Source organism: Embleya sp. NPDC008237 (assembly GCF_042956465.1).
Lineage (GTDB): Bacteria > Actinomycetota > Actinomycetes > Streptomycetales > Streptomycetaceae > Embleya.
In genome coordinates this window covers 212,340-226,646 of the sequence record NZ_JBIBGL010000011.1, presented here as the reverse complement: position 1 = coordinate 226,646, position 14,307 = coordinate 212,340, and the positions used below count along the sequence as shown (strand labels likewise).

15 protein-coding genes are annotated in these 14,307 nt (G+C 71.8%); 3 read left to right on the top strand and 12 right to left on the bottom strand.

All coding sequences use genetic code 11. The annotated features are described in order from the left end of the window. Window positions 1-5: 5 nt before the first annotated feature. Window positions 6-980 (top strand): SAM-dependent methyltransferase, encoded by a 975-nt coding sequence (locus ACFZBU_RS27970; protein WP_391586423.1) that lies wholly within the window; start codon window positions 6-8, stop codon window positions 978-980. Between the two features lie 228 nt (window positions 981-1,208). Here the strand turns inward: ACFZBU_RS27970 and ACFZBU_RS27965 are convergent, their stop codons facing one another. From ACFZBU_RS27965 to ACFZBU_RS27955, 3 genes are read right to left on the bottom strand one after another with little or no spacing between them, the layout of a single operon-like run. Further along, a complete protein-coding gene (locus tag ACFZBU_RS27965) occupies window positions 1,209-2,462 on the bottom strand; it encodes a CaiB/BaiF CoA transferase family protein (RefSeq protein WP_391586422.1) in 1,254 nt (417 codons plus the stop codon). 36 nt (window positions 2,463-2,498) lie between these two features. Further along, window positions 2,499-3,869 (bottom strand): PH domain-containing protein, encoded by a 1,371-nt coding sequence (locus ACFZBU_RS27960; protein ID WP_391586421.1) that lies wholly within the window; start codon window positions 3,867-3,869, stop codon window positions 2,499-2,501. Continuing rightward, window positions 3,866-4,363 carry a PH domain-containing protein gene (locus ACFZBU_RS27955; RefSeq protein ID WP_391586420.1) on the bottom strand — a complete coding sequence of 166 codons (498 nt, stop codon included), beginning with the start codon at window positions 4,361-4,363 and terminating at the stop codon, window positions 3,866-3,868. Before ACFZBU_RS27955 ends, ACFZBU_RS27960 begins: the two co-directional genes overlap by 4 nt. Window positions 4,364-4,433: 70 nt before the next feature. Here ACFZBU_RS27955 and ACFZBU_RS27950 point away from each other — a divergent pair, with 70 nt between their 5' ends. Further along, window positions 4,434-5,585 carry an NADH-quinone oxidoreductase subunit D gene (locus tag ACFZBU_RS27950; protein ID WP_391586419.1) on the top strand — a complete coding sequence of 384 codons (1,152 nt, stop codon included), beginning with the start codon at window positions 4,434-4,436 and terminating at the stop codon, window positions 5,583-5,585. A 43-nt stretch (window positions 5,586-5,628) separates the two neighbouring features. Here the strand turns inward: ACFZBU_RS27950 and ACFZBU_RS27945 are convergent, their stop codons facing one another. The 4 genes from ACFZBU_RS27945 to ACFZBU_RS27930 all read right to left on the bottom strand — a co-directional run bounded on the left by ACFZBU_RS27945 (window position 5,629) and on the right by ACFZBU_RS27930 (window position 9,810). Further along, window positions 5,629-7,239, bottom strand: coding sequence for a hypothetical protein (locus ACFZBU_RS27945; protein WP_391586418.1), 1,611 nt, complete (start codon window positions 7,237-7,239; stop codon window positions 5,629-5,631). A gap of 212 nt (window positions 7,240-7,451) precedes the next feature. Beyond that, the gene (locus ACFZBU_RS27940; RefSeq protein ID WP_391586566.1) at window positions 7,452-8,348 is read right to left on the bottom strand and encodes an ABC transporter substrate-binding protein; all 897 of its coding nucleotides are present in this window, start codon (window positions 8,346-8,348) and stop codon (window positions 7,452-7,454) included. 50 nt (window positions 8,349-8,398) lie between these two features. After that, window positions 8,399-9,073, bottom strand: a complete 675-nt coding sequence (locus tag ACFZBU_RS27935) for an ABC transporter permease (RefSeq protein ID WP_391586417.1) — start codon at window positions 9,071-9,073, stop codon at window positions 8,399-8,401. Beyond that, complete coding sequence (locus ACFZBU_RS27930; RefSeq protein ID WP_391586565.1) at window positions 9,070-9,810, bottom strand: ABC transporter permease; 741 nt, start codon at window positions 9,808-9,810, stop codon at window positions 9,070-9,072. Before ACFZBU_RS27930 ends, ACFZBU_RS27935 begins: the two co-directional genes overlap by 4 nt. A 168-nt stretch (window positions 9,811-9,978) precedes the next feature. Between ACFZBU_RS27930 and ACFZBU_RS27925 the strand changes: the two genes are divergently transcribed. Further along, complete coding sequence (locus tag ACFZBU_RS27925; RefSeq protein WP_391586416.1) at window positions 9,979-11,127, top strand: ABC transporter ATP-binding protein; 1,149 nt, start codon at window positions 9,979-9,981, stop codon at window positions 11,125-11,127. A gap of 120 nt (window positions 11,128-11,247) precedes the next feature. Here the strand turns inward: ACFZBU_RS27925 and ACFZBU_RS27920 are convergent, their stop codons facing one another. The 5 genes from ACFZBU_RS27920 to folP all read right to left on the bottom strand — a co-directional run bounded on the left by ACFZBU_RS27920 (window position 11,248) and on the right by folP (window position 14,214). After that, the gene (locus tag ACFZBU_RS27920) at window positions 11,248-11,733 is read right to left on the bottom strand and encodes a DUF3180 domain-containing protein (protein WP_391586415.1); all 486 of its coding nucleotides are present in this window, start codon (window positions 11,731-11,733) and stop codon (window positions 11,248-11,250) included. Continuing rightward, window positions 11,730-12,317 carry a 2-amino-4-hydroxy-6-hydroxymethyldihydropteridine diphosphokinase gene (gene folK, locus ACFZBU_RS27915; protein ID WP_391586414.1) on the bottom strand — a complete coding sequence of 196 codons (588 nt, stop codon included), beginning with the start codon at window positions 12,315-12,317 and terminating at the stop codon, window positions 11,730-11,732. The genes ACFZBU_RS27920 and folK overlap by 4 nt, the downstream gene beginning before the upstream one ends. After that, entirely contained in the window at window positions 12,314-12,676 is a 363-nt protein-coding gene (folB, locus tag ACFZBU_RS27910) for a dihydroneopterin aldolase (protein WP_391586564.1), read from the bottom strand. Before folB ends, folK begins: the two co-directional genes overlap by 4 nt. Window positions 12,677-12,868: 192 nt before the next feature. After that, on the bottom strand, window positions 12,869-13,333 hold the full coding sequence (locus ACFZBU_RS27905; protein WP_391586413.1) for a nuclear transport factor 2 family protein: 465 nt from the start codon (window positions 13,331-13,333) through the stop codon (window positions 12,869-12,871). Next, window positions 13,330-14,214 carry a dihydropteroate synthase gene (folP, locus tag ACFZBU_RS27900; protein ID WP_391586412.1) on the bottom strand — a complete coding sequence of 295 codons (885 nt, stop codon included), beginning with the start codon at window positions 14,212-14,214 and terminating at the stop codon, window positions 13,330-13,332. The genes ACFZBU_RS27905 and folP overlap by 4 nt, the downstream gene beginning before the upstream one ends. Window positions 14,215-14,307 lie beyond the last annotated feature (93 nt).

Sequence of the window (14,307 nt, the reverse complement as noted above, 5' to 3'; positions counted from 1 at the left end):
GAGCGATGGAACGACGGCTGACCTGGAAGGAAGCCACCCGTCGGGCGTTGTACGGAGCCGAGGGCTTCTACCGCCGGGCCGAGGGCCCCGCCGGGCATTTCCGCACCTCGGTACACGCCTCCCCGCTGTTCGCCCGCGCACTGGCCGAGCTCGCGCGCACCGCCGGTCTCGACACGATCGTGGACGTGGGCGCCGGGCGCGGCGAGTTGCTGGTCGCGCTGCGCCGGGTCACCCCGCACCTGGAGCTGATCGGCGTGGACATCGCCGGCCGGCCGGAGGCGTTGCCGCCGTCGATCGGCTGGGAGCCGGAGACGCCCCCGGGCCGGACCGCGCTGCTGATCGCCAACGAGTGGCTGGACAACGTCCCCGCCGACGTCGCGGAGGTGGACGAACACGGCGTGCCCCGGGTGGTCGAGGTGGACGTGCGCACCGGGGAGGAGCGGCTGGGTGCGGCCACCCGCGATCGGGACGCGCGCTGGCTGGATCGCTGGTGGCCGCTGGTCGGCGCGGAGCCGGGCACGCGGGCCGAGATCGGCGAGCCCCGGGACGCCGCGTGGGCGCACGCGATCGAGCGTCTGGAGCGCGGGGTCGCGGTGGCGATCGACTACGGGCACCTGTCCGGCGGGCGTCCGTCGTACGGCTCGCTCACCGGGTATCGGCAGGGCCGGCAGGTGCCGCCGGTTCCGGACGGCACCTGCGACGTGACCTGCCATGTCGCGATGGACGCGGTGGCGGCGGCGGGCGAGGCGGCGGGGGCGCGGGACACGGTCCTGACCAGCCAACGACACGCGTTGCGCGCGCTGGGCCTGACCGCCCACCGCCCACCCTACGAACTGGCCCGCACCGACCCCACCGCCTACCTGGCCGGCCTGCGCGACGCGGGCGAGGCCGGCGAACTCACCGCCCGCGGCGGCCTGGGCGACTTCCACTGGCTGGCCCAGGGCGTGCGGATGCCGGTCCCCGAACAACTCCACCCCTGAACCGGGCGACCGTCGACGGGGCCGGCACTCGAACCGGCCGACGCACGAAGCACCAGCCGACCCGAGCCACCCGGCCCCGCCGGCGTTCGAGGCCGCCGTTCGGCCCGGCCGGCGCTCGGGACCACCCCACCGGGCCGACGCACGAGGCCGCCAACCCGCCGAAGCCGACCCGGCCCGGCCGGCGCTCGGGGCCACCACCCGGCAGACCCGGCCGGGCTCGGGTCGCCGTCAGCTCTCGCCGAGGACGCCGGCCGCCCGAAGCTCGGCGATCCGGGCCTCGTCGTACCCCAACAGGTCCGCGAGCACGGCCGCACTGTGCTGCCCGACCGTGGGTGCCCGCTCCGGGACGGGCAGGGACTCGCCGACGAACTTGATCGGCGACGGCAACTGCTCCGCACCGAGCCGGTCCTGCCCGATCCACGGGAAGCGGTGCTGGAACTGCGGGTCCTCGGCGATCGTCTGCGGCGTGTTCACCGGCGCGATCGGCGTGTTCGCCTCGTTGCCGAACTCGATCCACTCGCGCGCGGTCCGGGTCGCGAAGATGTCCCGCAGAATGCCGCGCAGTTCGACGTTGCCGACCGCGTGGTCCGCGTACTTGGAGCCGGGCCAGCGCTCGAACAGGTCGGCGCGGTCCACCGCCTCGCAGAAGTTCTTCCACAACGACTGCTCGGACGCCATGAACAGCACGTGCCGATCGTCCTTGGTCGCGTAGATCTGGTAGCGGACACCCTTCTCCATGCCACCGGTCCCGGGCGCACGCCGCTCGTAGTTGTCCGACTTGTTGCCGGTCACCTCGGACTCCGGGCGCTCGTACGCCTTCCAGGTCTCGCTGCGCAGCCAGTCCATCGACGCGGCCGCGTCCGACTGGGCGATGTCGATCACGCTGCCCTCGCCCGTGGCCCGGGCGCGGATGATGCCCGCGAGCACACCGAGCGCGCCGAACATCGGGCCGGCGTGGATACCGATCGAGGCGTGCTCGGGCAGGTACGGGAAGCCGTCCTCGTCGATCGCCGGCTTCACCACGCCGGCCCAGGTGTCGTAGGCGACGCCGTGGCTGGGCATGTCCCGGTAGGGGCCGGTGGCGCCGTAGCCCGAGATCGTGCAGAACACGATCCGGGGGTTGATCTTCTTCAGGTCCTCGTAGCCGATCCCGCGTCGGGCCAGTCCGCCCGGCCGCATCGCCTCGATCACCGCGTCGGCGTCCTTGACCAGCGCCTTGAAGGTCTCGATCGCCTCCGGCTTGCGCAGGTCCAGGACCAGTGACCTCTTGCCGCGGTTGACGTGCAGGTGCATCAGTGACGTGCCCTCCACGATCGGCCACGTCATGTCCCGGATGTAGTCGCCCTGCGGCGGCTCGATCTTGATCACCTCGGCGCCCAGGTCCACCAACGACGAGGTGATCGCGGCCGGCCCCAGCATCGAACACTCGATGATGCGCACCCCTGCGAGCGGGGCCCCACCCTTCGACTCGACCTGACTCATCGCTGCCTCCCTGCGAATATGACGATGCGTCAGATATTAACCGGCGCCCTCGCCGAGGGAAGAGGCGGAACCTGACGAACTGTCAGATGCGGGTGCGATCCAGCGCTCCGCACCCGCCTCGCGACGGCCGGTACGCGAGCGTTCGGCCTGTTCGGCGACCATCGCGTGCGCCTCGGCCGCGTCCCGTCGGGCCGCCTTGACGTGTACCGGACCCGGCGTGGAGTCCAGGTGCACGGTGGCCAGGCCGAGCCGGCGCTCCCACGGCCCCTGGGTCCGCCGCACGCTCTGCACCTTCGCGTGCGGGATCACGTCCAGGATCCGGTGGAACCGGCCGCTGCGCGCCACGAACACCTCGGTGTCGGCGCCGTAGGCGTATGCCGACCAGCCGACGGGATCGTGCCATCGGGCCCGACGCGGCGCCGGGATCAGCTCGACCGCGTCGATGTCGACGCCCGGCAGGATCTGTCCGAGCAGCCCGTGGGCGACCGCGCGCGGCGCGACCGGCAGCAGGATCGTCTCCTTGTTGTCCGTGTCCTTGCCGCCGTAGCCGGCCACGTTGATCTCGACCCGGACCCAGCCGCGCAGCCGCCACAACCACGGCTGCACGATCCGCACCGCCTGGACCCGGCCGGGCGGCACCGTCTGATGCCGCTGTTCGAGCAGGCCGTGCCGCAACCGCAGACCGTCCGGCGAGCGGGCCACGGTGAAGTCGAAATTCCGGATCACCCGCCCGGCGGTGAACTGCCACGCGGCCAGGAACAGCGGCACCGACCCGAACACGAAGGCGGGCGCGTGCAGCGCGAAGGCCAGGACCACCACCGCCACGCTGGGCGCGAGCGCGGCCCAGGTGCCGACCGAGAGCAGCACCGAGCCGACCACCGCCGACAGCGGCACCGACACCAGTGCCTGTTCGGGCGCCTCCCCCACGTCCGGGTGCACCCCCGCCGCACGCGCGAGCAGCTCGGCACGCAGCTTCTGCGCGTCCGCCTCGGCCAGGTACGACAGGCTCGCCTCGGCCTTGTCCCCGCCGGCGACCTGGAGTTGCAACTCGGCGAGCCCGAACAGCCGGGCGGCCAGCGGGCGGACGATGTCCACCGCCTGGAGCCGGGACAACCGCACGTGCCGGGTCCGGCGGAACAGCACTCCCGAATCCAGCCGCAGGTCGTCGCCCTCGATCCGGAACGTGGTGAACCACCACGAGACGTAGCCGTAGCCGAACGCGAGCGGCACCACCACGGCGAGCCCGATCATCAGCCGACTCGGGGTCGCCCACCCGGAGTTGACGTTGTGCACGACCACACCCAGGCAGGCGGCGATCACCACCCAGCCACGGGCGGGCGGGGTCAGCGGGTGCAGTCGGCGCGGCTCGCCGACGCCGCCGACCGGCCGCTCGACCCCGGTGCTCACAGCCCCGCCGATCGGGCCTCGCCCAGCGCCGCGAGCCGATCGCGCAGCCGCGCGGCCTCGGCCGGCGGCAGGCCGCGCACGACCGCGTCCGAGGATGCCGATGCGGTGTGCAGGGTCACCGTGGCGATGCCGAATCGGCGCTCCAGCGGGCCCGCCTCGACGTCCACGAACTGCATCCGCCCGTACGGCACCACCACCAGCCGGCGAAACAGCACGCCGTGCGCGATCAGCAGGTCGTCGGCCCGCTCCGCGTAGCGCCACGAGCGCTGGTTGCGCCGGATCGCCGGCAGGCCCCAGGCACCCGCCCCGACGCAGGCGAGCACCACCACCGCGCCCGCCCACCAGGCCACGAACCAACCGAGCGGACCGCCGGCGAGCACGGCGAGCAGCACACAGCCGGCGAGCAGCAGGGCGCGGCGCATCCGGTACAGCTGCTCCGAGACGGCCAGCCAGTCGAGGTCGGGCGGAGCCAGGGCGTCATCGGCCGGTTTCATAGGGGCAACCTTCCCAGGTGGGCATACAAGGGTGCGAAGGAGCACACGACTACTGGCAGACTCAGGGTCCATGACCGCCAGGACCGTGGGCGTGGGTATCGGCGCCGACCAGCTCGACACGACCGACATGGTGCTCAACATCGGGCCCCAGCACCCCTCCACGCACGGCGTGCTGAGGTTGCGACTCGTCCTCGACGGCGAGCGGATCCTCTCCGCCGAGCCGATCGTCGGCTATATGCACCGCGGTGCGGAGAAGCTCTTCGAGGTGCGCGACTACCGGCAGATCGTGATGCTCGCGAACCGGCACGACTGGTTGAGCGCGTTCGCGAACGAGCTGGGCGTGGTGCTCGCGGTGGAGCGCATGCTGGGCATGGAGGTGCCGCAGCGCGCGGTGTGGGCACGGACCCTGCTCGCCGAGCTGAACCGGGTGCTCAACCATCTGATGTTCCTCGGCTCGTATCCGTTGGAGCTGGGTGCGATCACCCCGATCTTCCACGCGTTCCGCGAGCGCGAGGAGATCCAGGCGGTGATGGAGGAGATCTCCGGCGGCCGGATGCACTTCATGTTCAACCGGGTCGGCGGGCTCAAGGAGGATCTGCCGGCGGGCTGGACCGGGCGGGTGCGGCACGCGGTCGCTACCGTGCGCACGCGGCTGGCCGGGCTGGACGGCCTGGTCTCGGGCAACGAGATCTTCCGCGCCCGCACCCGGGGCGTGGGGGTGCTGACACCGGCCCTGGTGGCCGCGTACGGGGTCAGCGGTCCGATCGCGCGGGCCTCGGGGGTCGACTTCGACCTGCGCCGGGACGAGCCGTATCTGGCCTACGGCGAGCTGGCCGACGTGCTGCGCGTGGTCACCCGCGAGGAGGGCGACTGCCTGGCCCGGTTCGAGTGCCTGCTGGAGCAGGTACACGTGAGCCTGGACCTCGCCGACGCGTGCTGCGACCGACTCGACGACCTCCCGCAGGGTCCGGTGAACCTGCGGCTGCCGAAGGTGCTCAAGGCGCCCGAGGGCCACACCTACGCGTGGACCGAGAACCCGCTCGGCCTGAACGGCTACTACCTGGTCTCCCGGGGCGAGAAGACCCCGTGGCGTCTCAAGCTGCGCTCGGCGTCCTACAACAACGTGCAGGTGCTGACCGAGCTGCTGCCGGGCTGCCTGATCGCGGACATGGTGGCGATCCTGGGGTCGCTCTTCTTCGTCGTGGGCGACATCGACAAGTGACACCTCGGACGCCGGTCGGCGGTCGGGCGGGGTGCCGGCCGGGTCAGGCGTGCTTGCGGATGTCGATCCGGGGGATCTCCTCGGTGTCGTCGTGTGCGGTGAGGTCCACCGGCAGCGGCTTGGGCCGTGGCGCGCCCGGACGGGCCCGGTCGGATTCGCTGGGCGCGAACCGTACGCCCTGCCCGCGGTGCACCGGAGCCGGCTGAGCGGTCGGCGCCTGCTCGGTGGGCACCGGGTCGGCGAGCCGATCGGCCTCGATGTCGTCCACGGCCGCGTCCGGGGCGGACATCGCCTCGGCCGGCTCGATCTCGTCCCCGTGCGGGCGCCCGGCGACGAGCGCGTCGTAGTGCGCGTCCGAGCCGAACAGCTCGTCGGTCAGGAAGCCGGTCGCCTCGGGATCGGCCAGGGCGGCGCGCGGCGCGAAGAAGTCGAACCGCCCGGAGGCCCCGGAGCCGGCCACGCGGCGAGTCACCTCCAGCACCTTGTCCCGAACCATCCGGGTGACCTCGGCGGTATCGGACACGGGGCCGAGCGCGGTCGGCTCGGCGGGTGTGGGCGCGGTCGCGCCGGCCGGCGCGAGGGCCGCGGACGCGGGCTCGCCCTCGGGCTCGGGCGTGGCGGCGGGCGCCGGCGAAGCGAAGGCGGGTGTGGGCGCCTGCGTGGGCGCGGCGGCGGGGGCCGAAGCGCCGGGCGGGGCGATGTCGGGCACGGGTGGTTTCGCGAGCGAGGGCACGGTGGTGGAGTCGGCCGGGGTGACTTCCGTCGAGGGCGCCTCGGGGGCCCTCTCCGCGGTCGCTCCGCCGGCCGCGCGGGCGACGCTCCGGCTGAGCTCCGCAGGCGGCGCGATCGGCGCGGCGGGACGCACCCCGGCGGTCGACCCGACCTCGGCGCCGGCCTCGGACCCGGCCTGGGCGGCGGAACGAGTGGCGGCGGCCGAAGTGCCCGGCGTCGCGGCAGTCGACCCCGTCCCGGCACCAACCTCGGACCCGGCCCGCGCGGCCGAGCGCGCGGCTTCGGATTCCGGCCGTGCGGGGGAGGGTGCCGCGGTGTGCGCTGCGACGGTGGGCCGCTCCGCTGCGGTGGCGACCTCGGCCCGCCCCCGCGAAGCGGGGTGCGCAGCGGAGCGCGTCGGCGGGCCGAAGACCGAGGCCGCGTAGGCCGGGACCAGGTCCGGCGCGGACACGGGCGGCCGGCGCACGGCCGGGACGATGGAGGGAGCCGTGGGACGTACCTCGCCGCCCCGGCGGTCCAGCAGGTCCAACACCGCCGCACCACGCGCGAACAGGTCCGGGGTCAGCCGCTGCGGACGCGACACCAGGTGGGCGGCGGCCAGTTCGCCGGCCTGCACCGCGGCGAGTTCCTGTTCGTCGGCCCGCTCGACCGCGGCGCGCAACTCGTCCGCCATGCGCTCGCGTTCCCGACGCCGGGCGATGCTCTCCTCGGCCATCCGTCGGTGGTGTGCGGTGCTCCCGCGAACCACCCACGCGATCGCGCCGGCGGCGGACAACACACCGAGCAGCACGGCAAGTCGAAGTGTGGTCGCACCTCCCGCAACGACCGCCAGGACGACGGCGACGAGCGCCGGCGCGCATATGGCGGCAAGCAGGGATATGCGTGTGGCGGTCGAGACCGAGCGATGGCGTCCACGTGGCATGCACCAGACGTTAGCGCGATACGGCCTTCCCCTCGGTGCGGGGGTTGCCGTGGGCGCGGGTTTTTTGCTTTCCGTGGAAGGAACTCGGTTGGGCCGGCCTCGAACGCGGCCGGGCCGATTCGACCTCGAACGCCGGCCGGGCTATTCGAACTGCCCGGCCGGCGTCGAGTGTTACCCCGGCCTCTGAGAATTCACCGTCGCCAATTCGGCGATCAGATCAGGTTCTTGGACTTCAGGTAGGCCTTGGCGACGTCGGCCGGCTTCTTGCGGTCCTCGTCGACCTGCTTGTTGAGCGCGGTCAGATCCTCGGTGGTGAGGATCGGGGCGAGCTTGTCGACCAGCGGCAGGATCTTGTCGGCCTTGCCGGAATTGACCACGGGGAGAACGTTGTCGGCGTTCTGCAACTTCTTGTCGTCGGTGAGGACGACCAGGCCGAATTGGTCGAGCGTGGCGTCCGTGGAGGTGGTCAGGACCAGTTGGTCCTTGCCGTCCTTGACCGCCTGCTTGGCGGCGGTCGTACCGACGCCGAGCGGGTCCACGCCGCCGACCTTGATGCCGTAGGTCTTCTCCAGGCCCGGCGCGCAGAACGGGCGCGTCTTGCACTCCTCGCCCGCCGCGATCTTCACCTCGATGCCGGCCTTGCCCAGATCGGAAAGAGTCTTCAGGTTGTTCTTCGCGGCGAAGTCCTTGGTCACCGCGAACGCGTTCTGGTCCACCGCCTGCGACGGGGTACCGGACTTGAGCCCGGCCGGGCCCGCGAGCGTGTTCAGCGCGGCGACCGTGGCCGCCACGTCCGGCGAGGCGACCGGTGCGGCGTCCGGACCGTTCTTCTTGCGGTTCAGGAACTCCGCCATCGTCGCCGCGTACTCCGGCACGACCGCGATCTTGCCCTTCTCCAGCTCGGGTTCGTAGAGCTCACGGTTCTTGACCGTCTTGATGCTCGCCTTCACCCCGCCCTTGTCGAGCAACTGTTTGTACATCTGCGCCAGGATCTCCGACTCGGTGAAACCGGCCGAGCCGACCACCGTCTTGTCGTCGTCCGAGGACGAACACCCTGTCGCGCCGACCAGAAACACCAGGGAGAGCCCTGCCGCCACACCGACCGTCATGCCCGTCTTGCCGCGCCGTATAAGCACGCGATGCACCGCCCTTTCCGTTCTCACGAGGTCACACCGCCACGCGGTGTCCGGGCCGTGAACCGCTGCACGAGCGCGAACAGGCCTTCCACCACCAGAGCCAACGCGGCCACGAGGATCGCCCCCGCCACCACTTGACCGTTGTCCTGCAGGTCGAAACCGGCCGTGACGATGCGCCCGAGACCGCCCCCCGCGACGAGCGCCGCGAGTGTTGCGGTGGCAACAACCTGAACGGCACACGTTCGAATTCCCGTCATGATCAACGGAAGTGCCAGGGGCAACTCGACGCGGAACAACATCTGCCCGCCCGTCATACCCATGCCGCGCGACGCCTCGACCACGTCCCGGTCCACCCCGCGCATGCCGACGTACGCGTTGGTGAGCACCGGTGGGATGGCGAACAGCACGAGCGCGATGATCGTCGCGGTGTCGCCCATGCCGATCGGGCTCAGCCCGAGCAGCACCAGCACCGCGAACGTCGGAATCGCCCGCCCGACGTTGGAGATGTTGATCGCCAGCGCGCCGCCCTTGCCCAGGTGCCCCAACCACAGTGCGACCGGCAGCGCGATGGCGACCGCGATCAGCACGCACACCACGGTGAGCACGATGTGCTCGACGAGCCGATTCCACACCCCGCTCTCGCCGCTCCAGTTCGCGCCGTCGGCCAACCAGTCCCAGGCATCGCCGAGTACGTTCACGCCGCGGCCTCCGCCTTCAGGTCGACCTCCGCCGTCGGCGCGGGCACCGCCGGCAACCGCCGCTTGCGCCCACCGGCCCGCTCCCACGGGGTCAACAGCCGCTGTACGCCTAGCAACAGCAGGTCGGCCACGATCGCCAGCACGACGCACAACACCGATGCGGTCAGCACCTGCGCCTTGAAGAGCGTGTCGATGCCCTTGTAGATCAGGTTGCCCAACCCGCCCGAGCCGACGATCGCACCGACCGTGGTGAGCGCGATGGTGGACACCGTGGCGACCCGGACGCCGGCCATGATCGCGGGCAGCGCGAGCGGGAGTTCGACCTGGAACAACAACCGTCCGGGCCCGTAGCCCATCCCCTTCGCCGCCTCCACCACATCCGGCGGCACCGATTGCAGACCGGCCAGCATGTTGCGCACCAGGATGGTCAGCGAGTACAGCACCAGACCGATGATGACCGTCGTCTCGGTCAAGCCCGTGAACGGCTGCAGAATCGCGAACATCGCCAGCGAGGGAATCGTGTAAAGGATCGTGGTCGAACCGAGCAGCACGCTCCCGGTCAATCGCCAACGCCGGGCAGCCAGGGCCATCGGGAACGCGACGAGCAGACCGATCGTCACCGACACGACGGTCAGATGGATGTGTTCGCGCAACGCGGTGGTGATCTCCCCGGAGTACTCGTCGAAGTACTTCCCGCAGACCCACGAGTTGCGCTTCAGGCAGTCACCGGAGGCCACAATCACGGGCGGACAGTACCCCAGCGGTCGGACGGGCATTCCCGTGACGGCGGACACACCCGGTGTGTGAACGGGGCCACCCGGGTACGTTGCCACCCCTGGGGGTCGGGAATCACCGGGTCTCCGGACACCTGCCACGGCTGCCTGCCATACCCCCGGAGGGTCCCCATGATCCGGCTCGACCGCGTCACGAAGCGGTACCCCGACGGCACCGAGGCGGTCGCGGAACTGTCGCTGGAGGTCGCCACGGGCGAGCTGGTCACCCTGGTCGGCCCGTCCGGCTGCGGCAAGACCACCACGATGAAGATGGTCAACCGGCTGATCGAGCCCACGTCCGGGCAGATATTCCTGGACGACGAGGACATCACCCGGGCCGACCCGGTCAAGCTGCGCCGACGGATGGGCTACGTGATCCAGTCCGGCGGCCTGTTCCCGCACCGCACCGTGCTGGAGAACACCGTCACCGTGCCCAGCCTGCTGGGTTGGGACCGCAAAAAGGCCCGGGCCCGCGGCGTCGAACTGCTGGAGCTGGTCGGCCTGGACCCGAGCAAACTCGGCGATCGCTACCCGCACCAGCTCTCCGGCGGCCAGCGCCAGCGGGTCGGCGTGGCCCGCGCCCTCGCGGCGGACCCGCCCGTGCTGCTGATGGACGAGCCGTTCGGCGCCGTGGACCCGGTGGTGCGCGAACGCCTGCAGACCGAATTCCTGCGGCTCCAGGACGAGTTGAAGAAGACGATCCTGTTCGTCACGCACGACATCGAGGAGGCCGTCCGGCTCGGCGACCGGATGGCGGTCTTCTCGATGGGCGGCCACATCGAGCAGTTCGACACACCCTCCAGCGTGCTCGGCGCACCCGCCACCGACTACGTCGCCGACTTCGTCGGCGCGGACCGCGGCCTCAAGCGCCTTTCGGTGACCGAGATCACCCCCGAGGACCTCGAACTGCCGCCGATCGTGCACTTGGACGACCCGATGTCCGAGGCGCTCGCGAAGCTGCGCGCGGCCGATTCGCGCTGGGCCGTGGTGCTCGACGACGCGGGCAACCTGCACGGGTGGGTGGACGACCGCCCGGCCGGCGGCACGGTGCGCGACCGGGCCCGCCGGATGGAGGCGTGGGTGCCGGTGCGCGCCTCGCTCAAGCAGGCGTTCGGCGAGATGCTCCAGCACGACGCCGGGTGGATCGCCGTGGTGGACGGCGATCGGTTCGTGGGAGTGCTCACGCCCGCGCGGCTGCACGAGGCCCTGCGGCGGTCCGTCGGTGCGGAGGAGCGGGACATCCCGTTGGCCGAGGTCGTGCTGGACACCATCGAGGGGTGACGGGCCGGCCCTCGGCCGAGGTTCTGTCCTCGACGGCCGGCCGGGCCGGCTCGGCCGCCCCGGACTTCGTCGTTCCCGACGTTCCCGGGGAGGTCGACCCGGCCTCGGGCCGAGCGGTCCTCAGGCGCCCGACCGGCCGGCCTTCTTGTCCTCGGGGTCCTCGGGGATGCGCAGTATCCGCTCCAGGAACAGGCACCCGCCGACCAGCAGCACGCCCGCGCCGACGGCGAAGGCGCAGCGCTGGGCCTGGGCCGAGCGCTCGGTGACCTCCAGGAAGCCGGTCAGGTAGAGCGCGTAGCCGCCGTACAGGCCCACCACGAGCGCGCCGACCAGCGAACCGGCCTTGGCGAAGACCACCGCCCGGGCGGCGACCAGCGGATCCACCGGGCGCGCGTTCGGCCGCCGCTCGCGCTGCGCCTTCAGCCGCGAGCGCAGCGACAACGCGGTCGCCAGCGCGATCGCGGCCAGGCACAGGAGCACGATCGGAGCCAGGATCGGGACCACGGGTGGCGTGCCGCGCGAGTCCCACAGGTCGATTCCGGCATACGCGATGCCGCCCGCACCCAGCGCGAGGGCGAGCAGGAAGAGCGGGCGCGTGGGCTTCATCGGTCTGCGGTCAACTCCAGGTCGTCACGGCGATGCACCCCGCCGAGGCCCACCTGCGCGAGCAGGTCGGCGACCCGGCCGTGGCCCGGTACCTCCGCCTCGGGGTCGATGTCGTGCCACGGCGCGAGCACGAAGGAACGCTCGTGCGCGCGCGGGTGCGGCAGGGTCAGGTGCGGGTCGTCCTGCTCCACGCCCTCGAACCGGATCACGTCCACGTCCAGCGTGCGCGGCCCCCAGCGCTCGACCCGGACCCGCTGGAACGCCTCCTCGATCGAGTTGGCGCGCTCCAGGATCAGATCCGGGGTGAGCAGCGTGCGCACCTCGATCACCGCGTTGAAGTAGGTGCCCTGGTCGGGGCCGCCCACCGGGTCGGTCTCGTAGACCGGGGACACCCGCAGCAGGCTCACGCCCGGGGTGTCGGCAATCTCGTCGATGGCACCCTGGAGGGTCTCCAGGCGGTTGCCCAGGTTGCTGCCGAGCGCGAGCACGACCCGACTCCAGGTCGGCAGCGCACGCCGGCCGGTGGTCTCGGCGGGCTGCTCCGGGGCCGGTTCGCGGGTGGGTTCGCGGACGGTGTCGGTCATCGGTCCCGCCCCCGCACGATGGTTACCGTCACGTCGTCGAACGGAACGGTGATCGGGGCGTCGGGCTTGTGCACGATCACTTCCACCTCCTGCACGAGCGGGCGGGCCAGGCACACGTCGGCGATCCGCTGCGCGAGCGTCTCGATCAGATCGACCGGGTCGCCCTGGACCACGCCGACCACGTCCTCGGCGACCTCGCCGTAGTGCACCGTGAGGGTGAGATCGTCGGACTGCGCGGCCGGACGGGTGTCCACGCCCAGCACGACGTCCACGACGAAGGTCTGGCCCTCTTCGCGTTCCTTCGCGAACACTCCATGGTTGCCGCGGGCCTTCAGTCCCCGCAGCGAGACGCGGTCCAGCATCAGTCGCCTCCTCGGCGCTATCCCATCACTGCGCACCCCGACCGGTCGGTTGTCGACCCGTCGAGGGGCGGTCGCGCCGACGGCCGGACCACCTCTGTGCGGTACGAATGTACCCAGCGATCCCGACAGGTTCGCTCGGCCGGGTACCTCGAAGGCACCCGAACGACGCATCGAAGCGGTCGGGATCGGTCAGATCTCCTCTTCGGCGTCGACCTCCGCCATCACCGGCGACGCGTGGTGCAACCACAGCCGCCAGCCCGAGGGGGTGCGTCGGAAGACGTTGGTGACCACCGCCCGGCCGCCCGCGAACCCGGCCTCGTCGCCGCCGTCCTCCTCGGCCATCCCGGTCAGCATGTTCGCCGTGCAGGACAACACCGCGACCTCGCCGGCCAGCTTGACCTCGACGTCGGTCAGGAAGAACTGCACGTACGCGGTGTTGGCCATGATCAGCGCATACGAGCGCAGAATCTCCGCGCGTCCGTGCAACGCGGGCCAACCCGGATGCACGCACGTCACGCTCGGCGCGTCGGGGCCGTCGGCCCAGATCGCGCCGAGGGCGTCGATGTCGCCCTCCTCGACCGCCGTCCACAGCGCGAGGTTGACCTCGCGTACCGCGTCCGCCTCGGGCGACGTCTGGTCGTCAATCGGGTTCATCGGGCCTCCTGCCAGGCAGCCGCCACCTTGACCGCGTCGAGCGAAGCGGGCACCTCGTGCACACGGACGGCCCACGCGCCCGCGGCGGCGGCCAGCGCGGAGACCGCGGCCGTCGCATCGTCGCGTCCGCGGGGCGGACGCAGTGTGCCGTCCTCGGCGGCGAGCAGCCGCCCCAGGAAGGTCTTGCGGGACGCGGCCACGAGCAGCGGACGACCGAGCTCGTGCAGCGCGTCCAGGTGGGCGAGCAGCGGCCAGTTGTGCGCGGCCGTCTTGGCGAAGCCCAGACCGGGGTCGAGCACGATCGCATCGGGATGCACGCCCGCCGCGATCACCTTCTCCATCCGCTCGGCCAACTCGGTGCGCACCTCGGCGACCACGTCGGTATAGACCGCGCGCTCCTGCATCCCGCGCGAGTGCCCACGCCAGTGCATGACCACCACGGGCACCCCGCTGTCGGCCACGTACGCGGCCATCGCCGGGTCCGCGAGCCCGCCGCTGACGTCGTTGACCAGGCGGGCGCCGGCCTCGACCGCGGCGCTCGCCACCTCGACCCGGGTGGTGTCCACGCTGACCACCGCACCGGCCGAGGCCAGCTCGCGGACCACCGGGACGACCCGGCGCAATTCCTCGTCCACATCCACCCGACCGGCCCCCGGCCGGGTCGACTCGCCGCCCACGTCGATCAGGTCGGCTCCCTGGTCGAGCAGCGCGAGCCCGCGCGTGATCGCGGCCTTCGAGTCGAACCACAGGCCGCCGTCGGAGAACGAATCGGGGGTCACATTGACCACACCCATGACCGCGCACCGGCCGAACTCGGGCAGGCCGCGCACCCGTGGTGGGCGGTCGGGAGCCCGATGTCGCGGGCCGGTCGTCGCTGTCATGGGGAACAGAGTAGGGGTTGACCGGGCACTGCCCGGTCAACCCCCGAGTACTGCGTCGCGACTTGTTATCGGCGCCGTGCCGGCCCGCGACCG

Bases quoted from the DNA above. Each gene is read 5' to 3' on its own strand.
- ACFZBU_RS27920 (WP_391586415.1), bottom strand. From the start codon at position 11,733: ATGAAGCCCACGCGCCCGCTCTTCCTGCTCGCCCTCGCGCTGGGTGCG.
- folK (WP_391586414.1), bottom strand. From the start codon at position 12,317: ATGACCGACACCGTCCGCGAACCCACCCGCGAACCGGCCCCGGAGCAG.
- ACFZBU_RS27925 (WP_391586416.1), top strand. From the start codon at position 9,979: ATGATCCGGCTCGACCGCGTCACGAAGCGGTACCCCGACGGCACCGAG.
- ACFZBU_RS27950 (WP_391586419.1), top strand. From the start codon at position 4,434: ATGACCGCCAGGACCGTGGGCGTGGGTATCGGCGCCGACCAGCTCGAC.
- ACFZBU_RS27945 (WP_391586418.1), bottom strand. From the start codon at position 7,239: ATGCCACGTGGACGCCATCGCTCGGTCTCGACCGCCACACGCATATCC.
- folP (WP_391586412.1), bottom strand. From the start codon at position 14,214: ATGACAGCGACGACCGGCCCGCGACATCGGGCTCCCGACCGCCCACCA.
- ACFZBU_RS27965 (WP_391586422.1), bottom strand. From the start codon at position 2,462: ATGAGTCAGGTCGAGTCGAAGGGTGGGGCCCCGCTCGCAGGGGTGCGC.
- ACFZBU_RS27905 (WP_391586413.1), bottom strand. From the start codon at position 13,333: ATGAACCCGATTGACGACCAGACGTCGCCCGAGGCGGACGCGGTACGC.
- ACFZBU_RS27955 (WP_391586420.1), bottom strand. From the start codon at position 4,363: ATGAAACCGGCCGATGACGCCCTGGCTCCGCCCGACCTCGACTGGCTG.
- ACFZBU_RS27970 (WP_391586423.1), top strand. From the start codon at position 6: ATGGAACGACGGCTGACCTGGAAGGAAGCCACCCGTCGGGCGTTGTAC.
- ACFZBU_RS27940 (WP_391586566.1), bottom strand. From the start codon at position 8,348: ATGACGGTCGGTGTGGCGGCAGGGCTCTCCCTGGTGTTTCTGGTCGGC.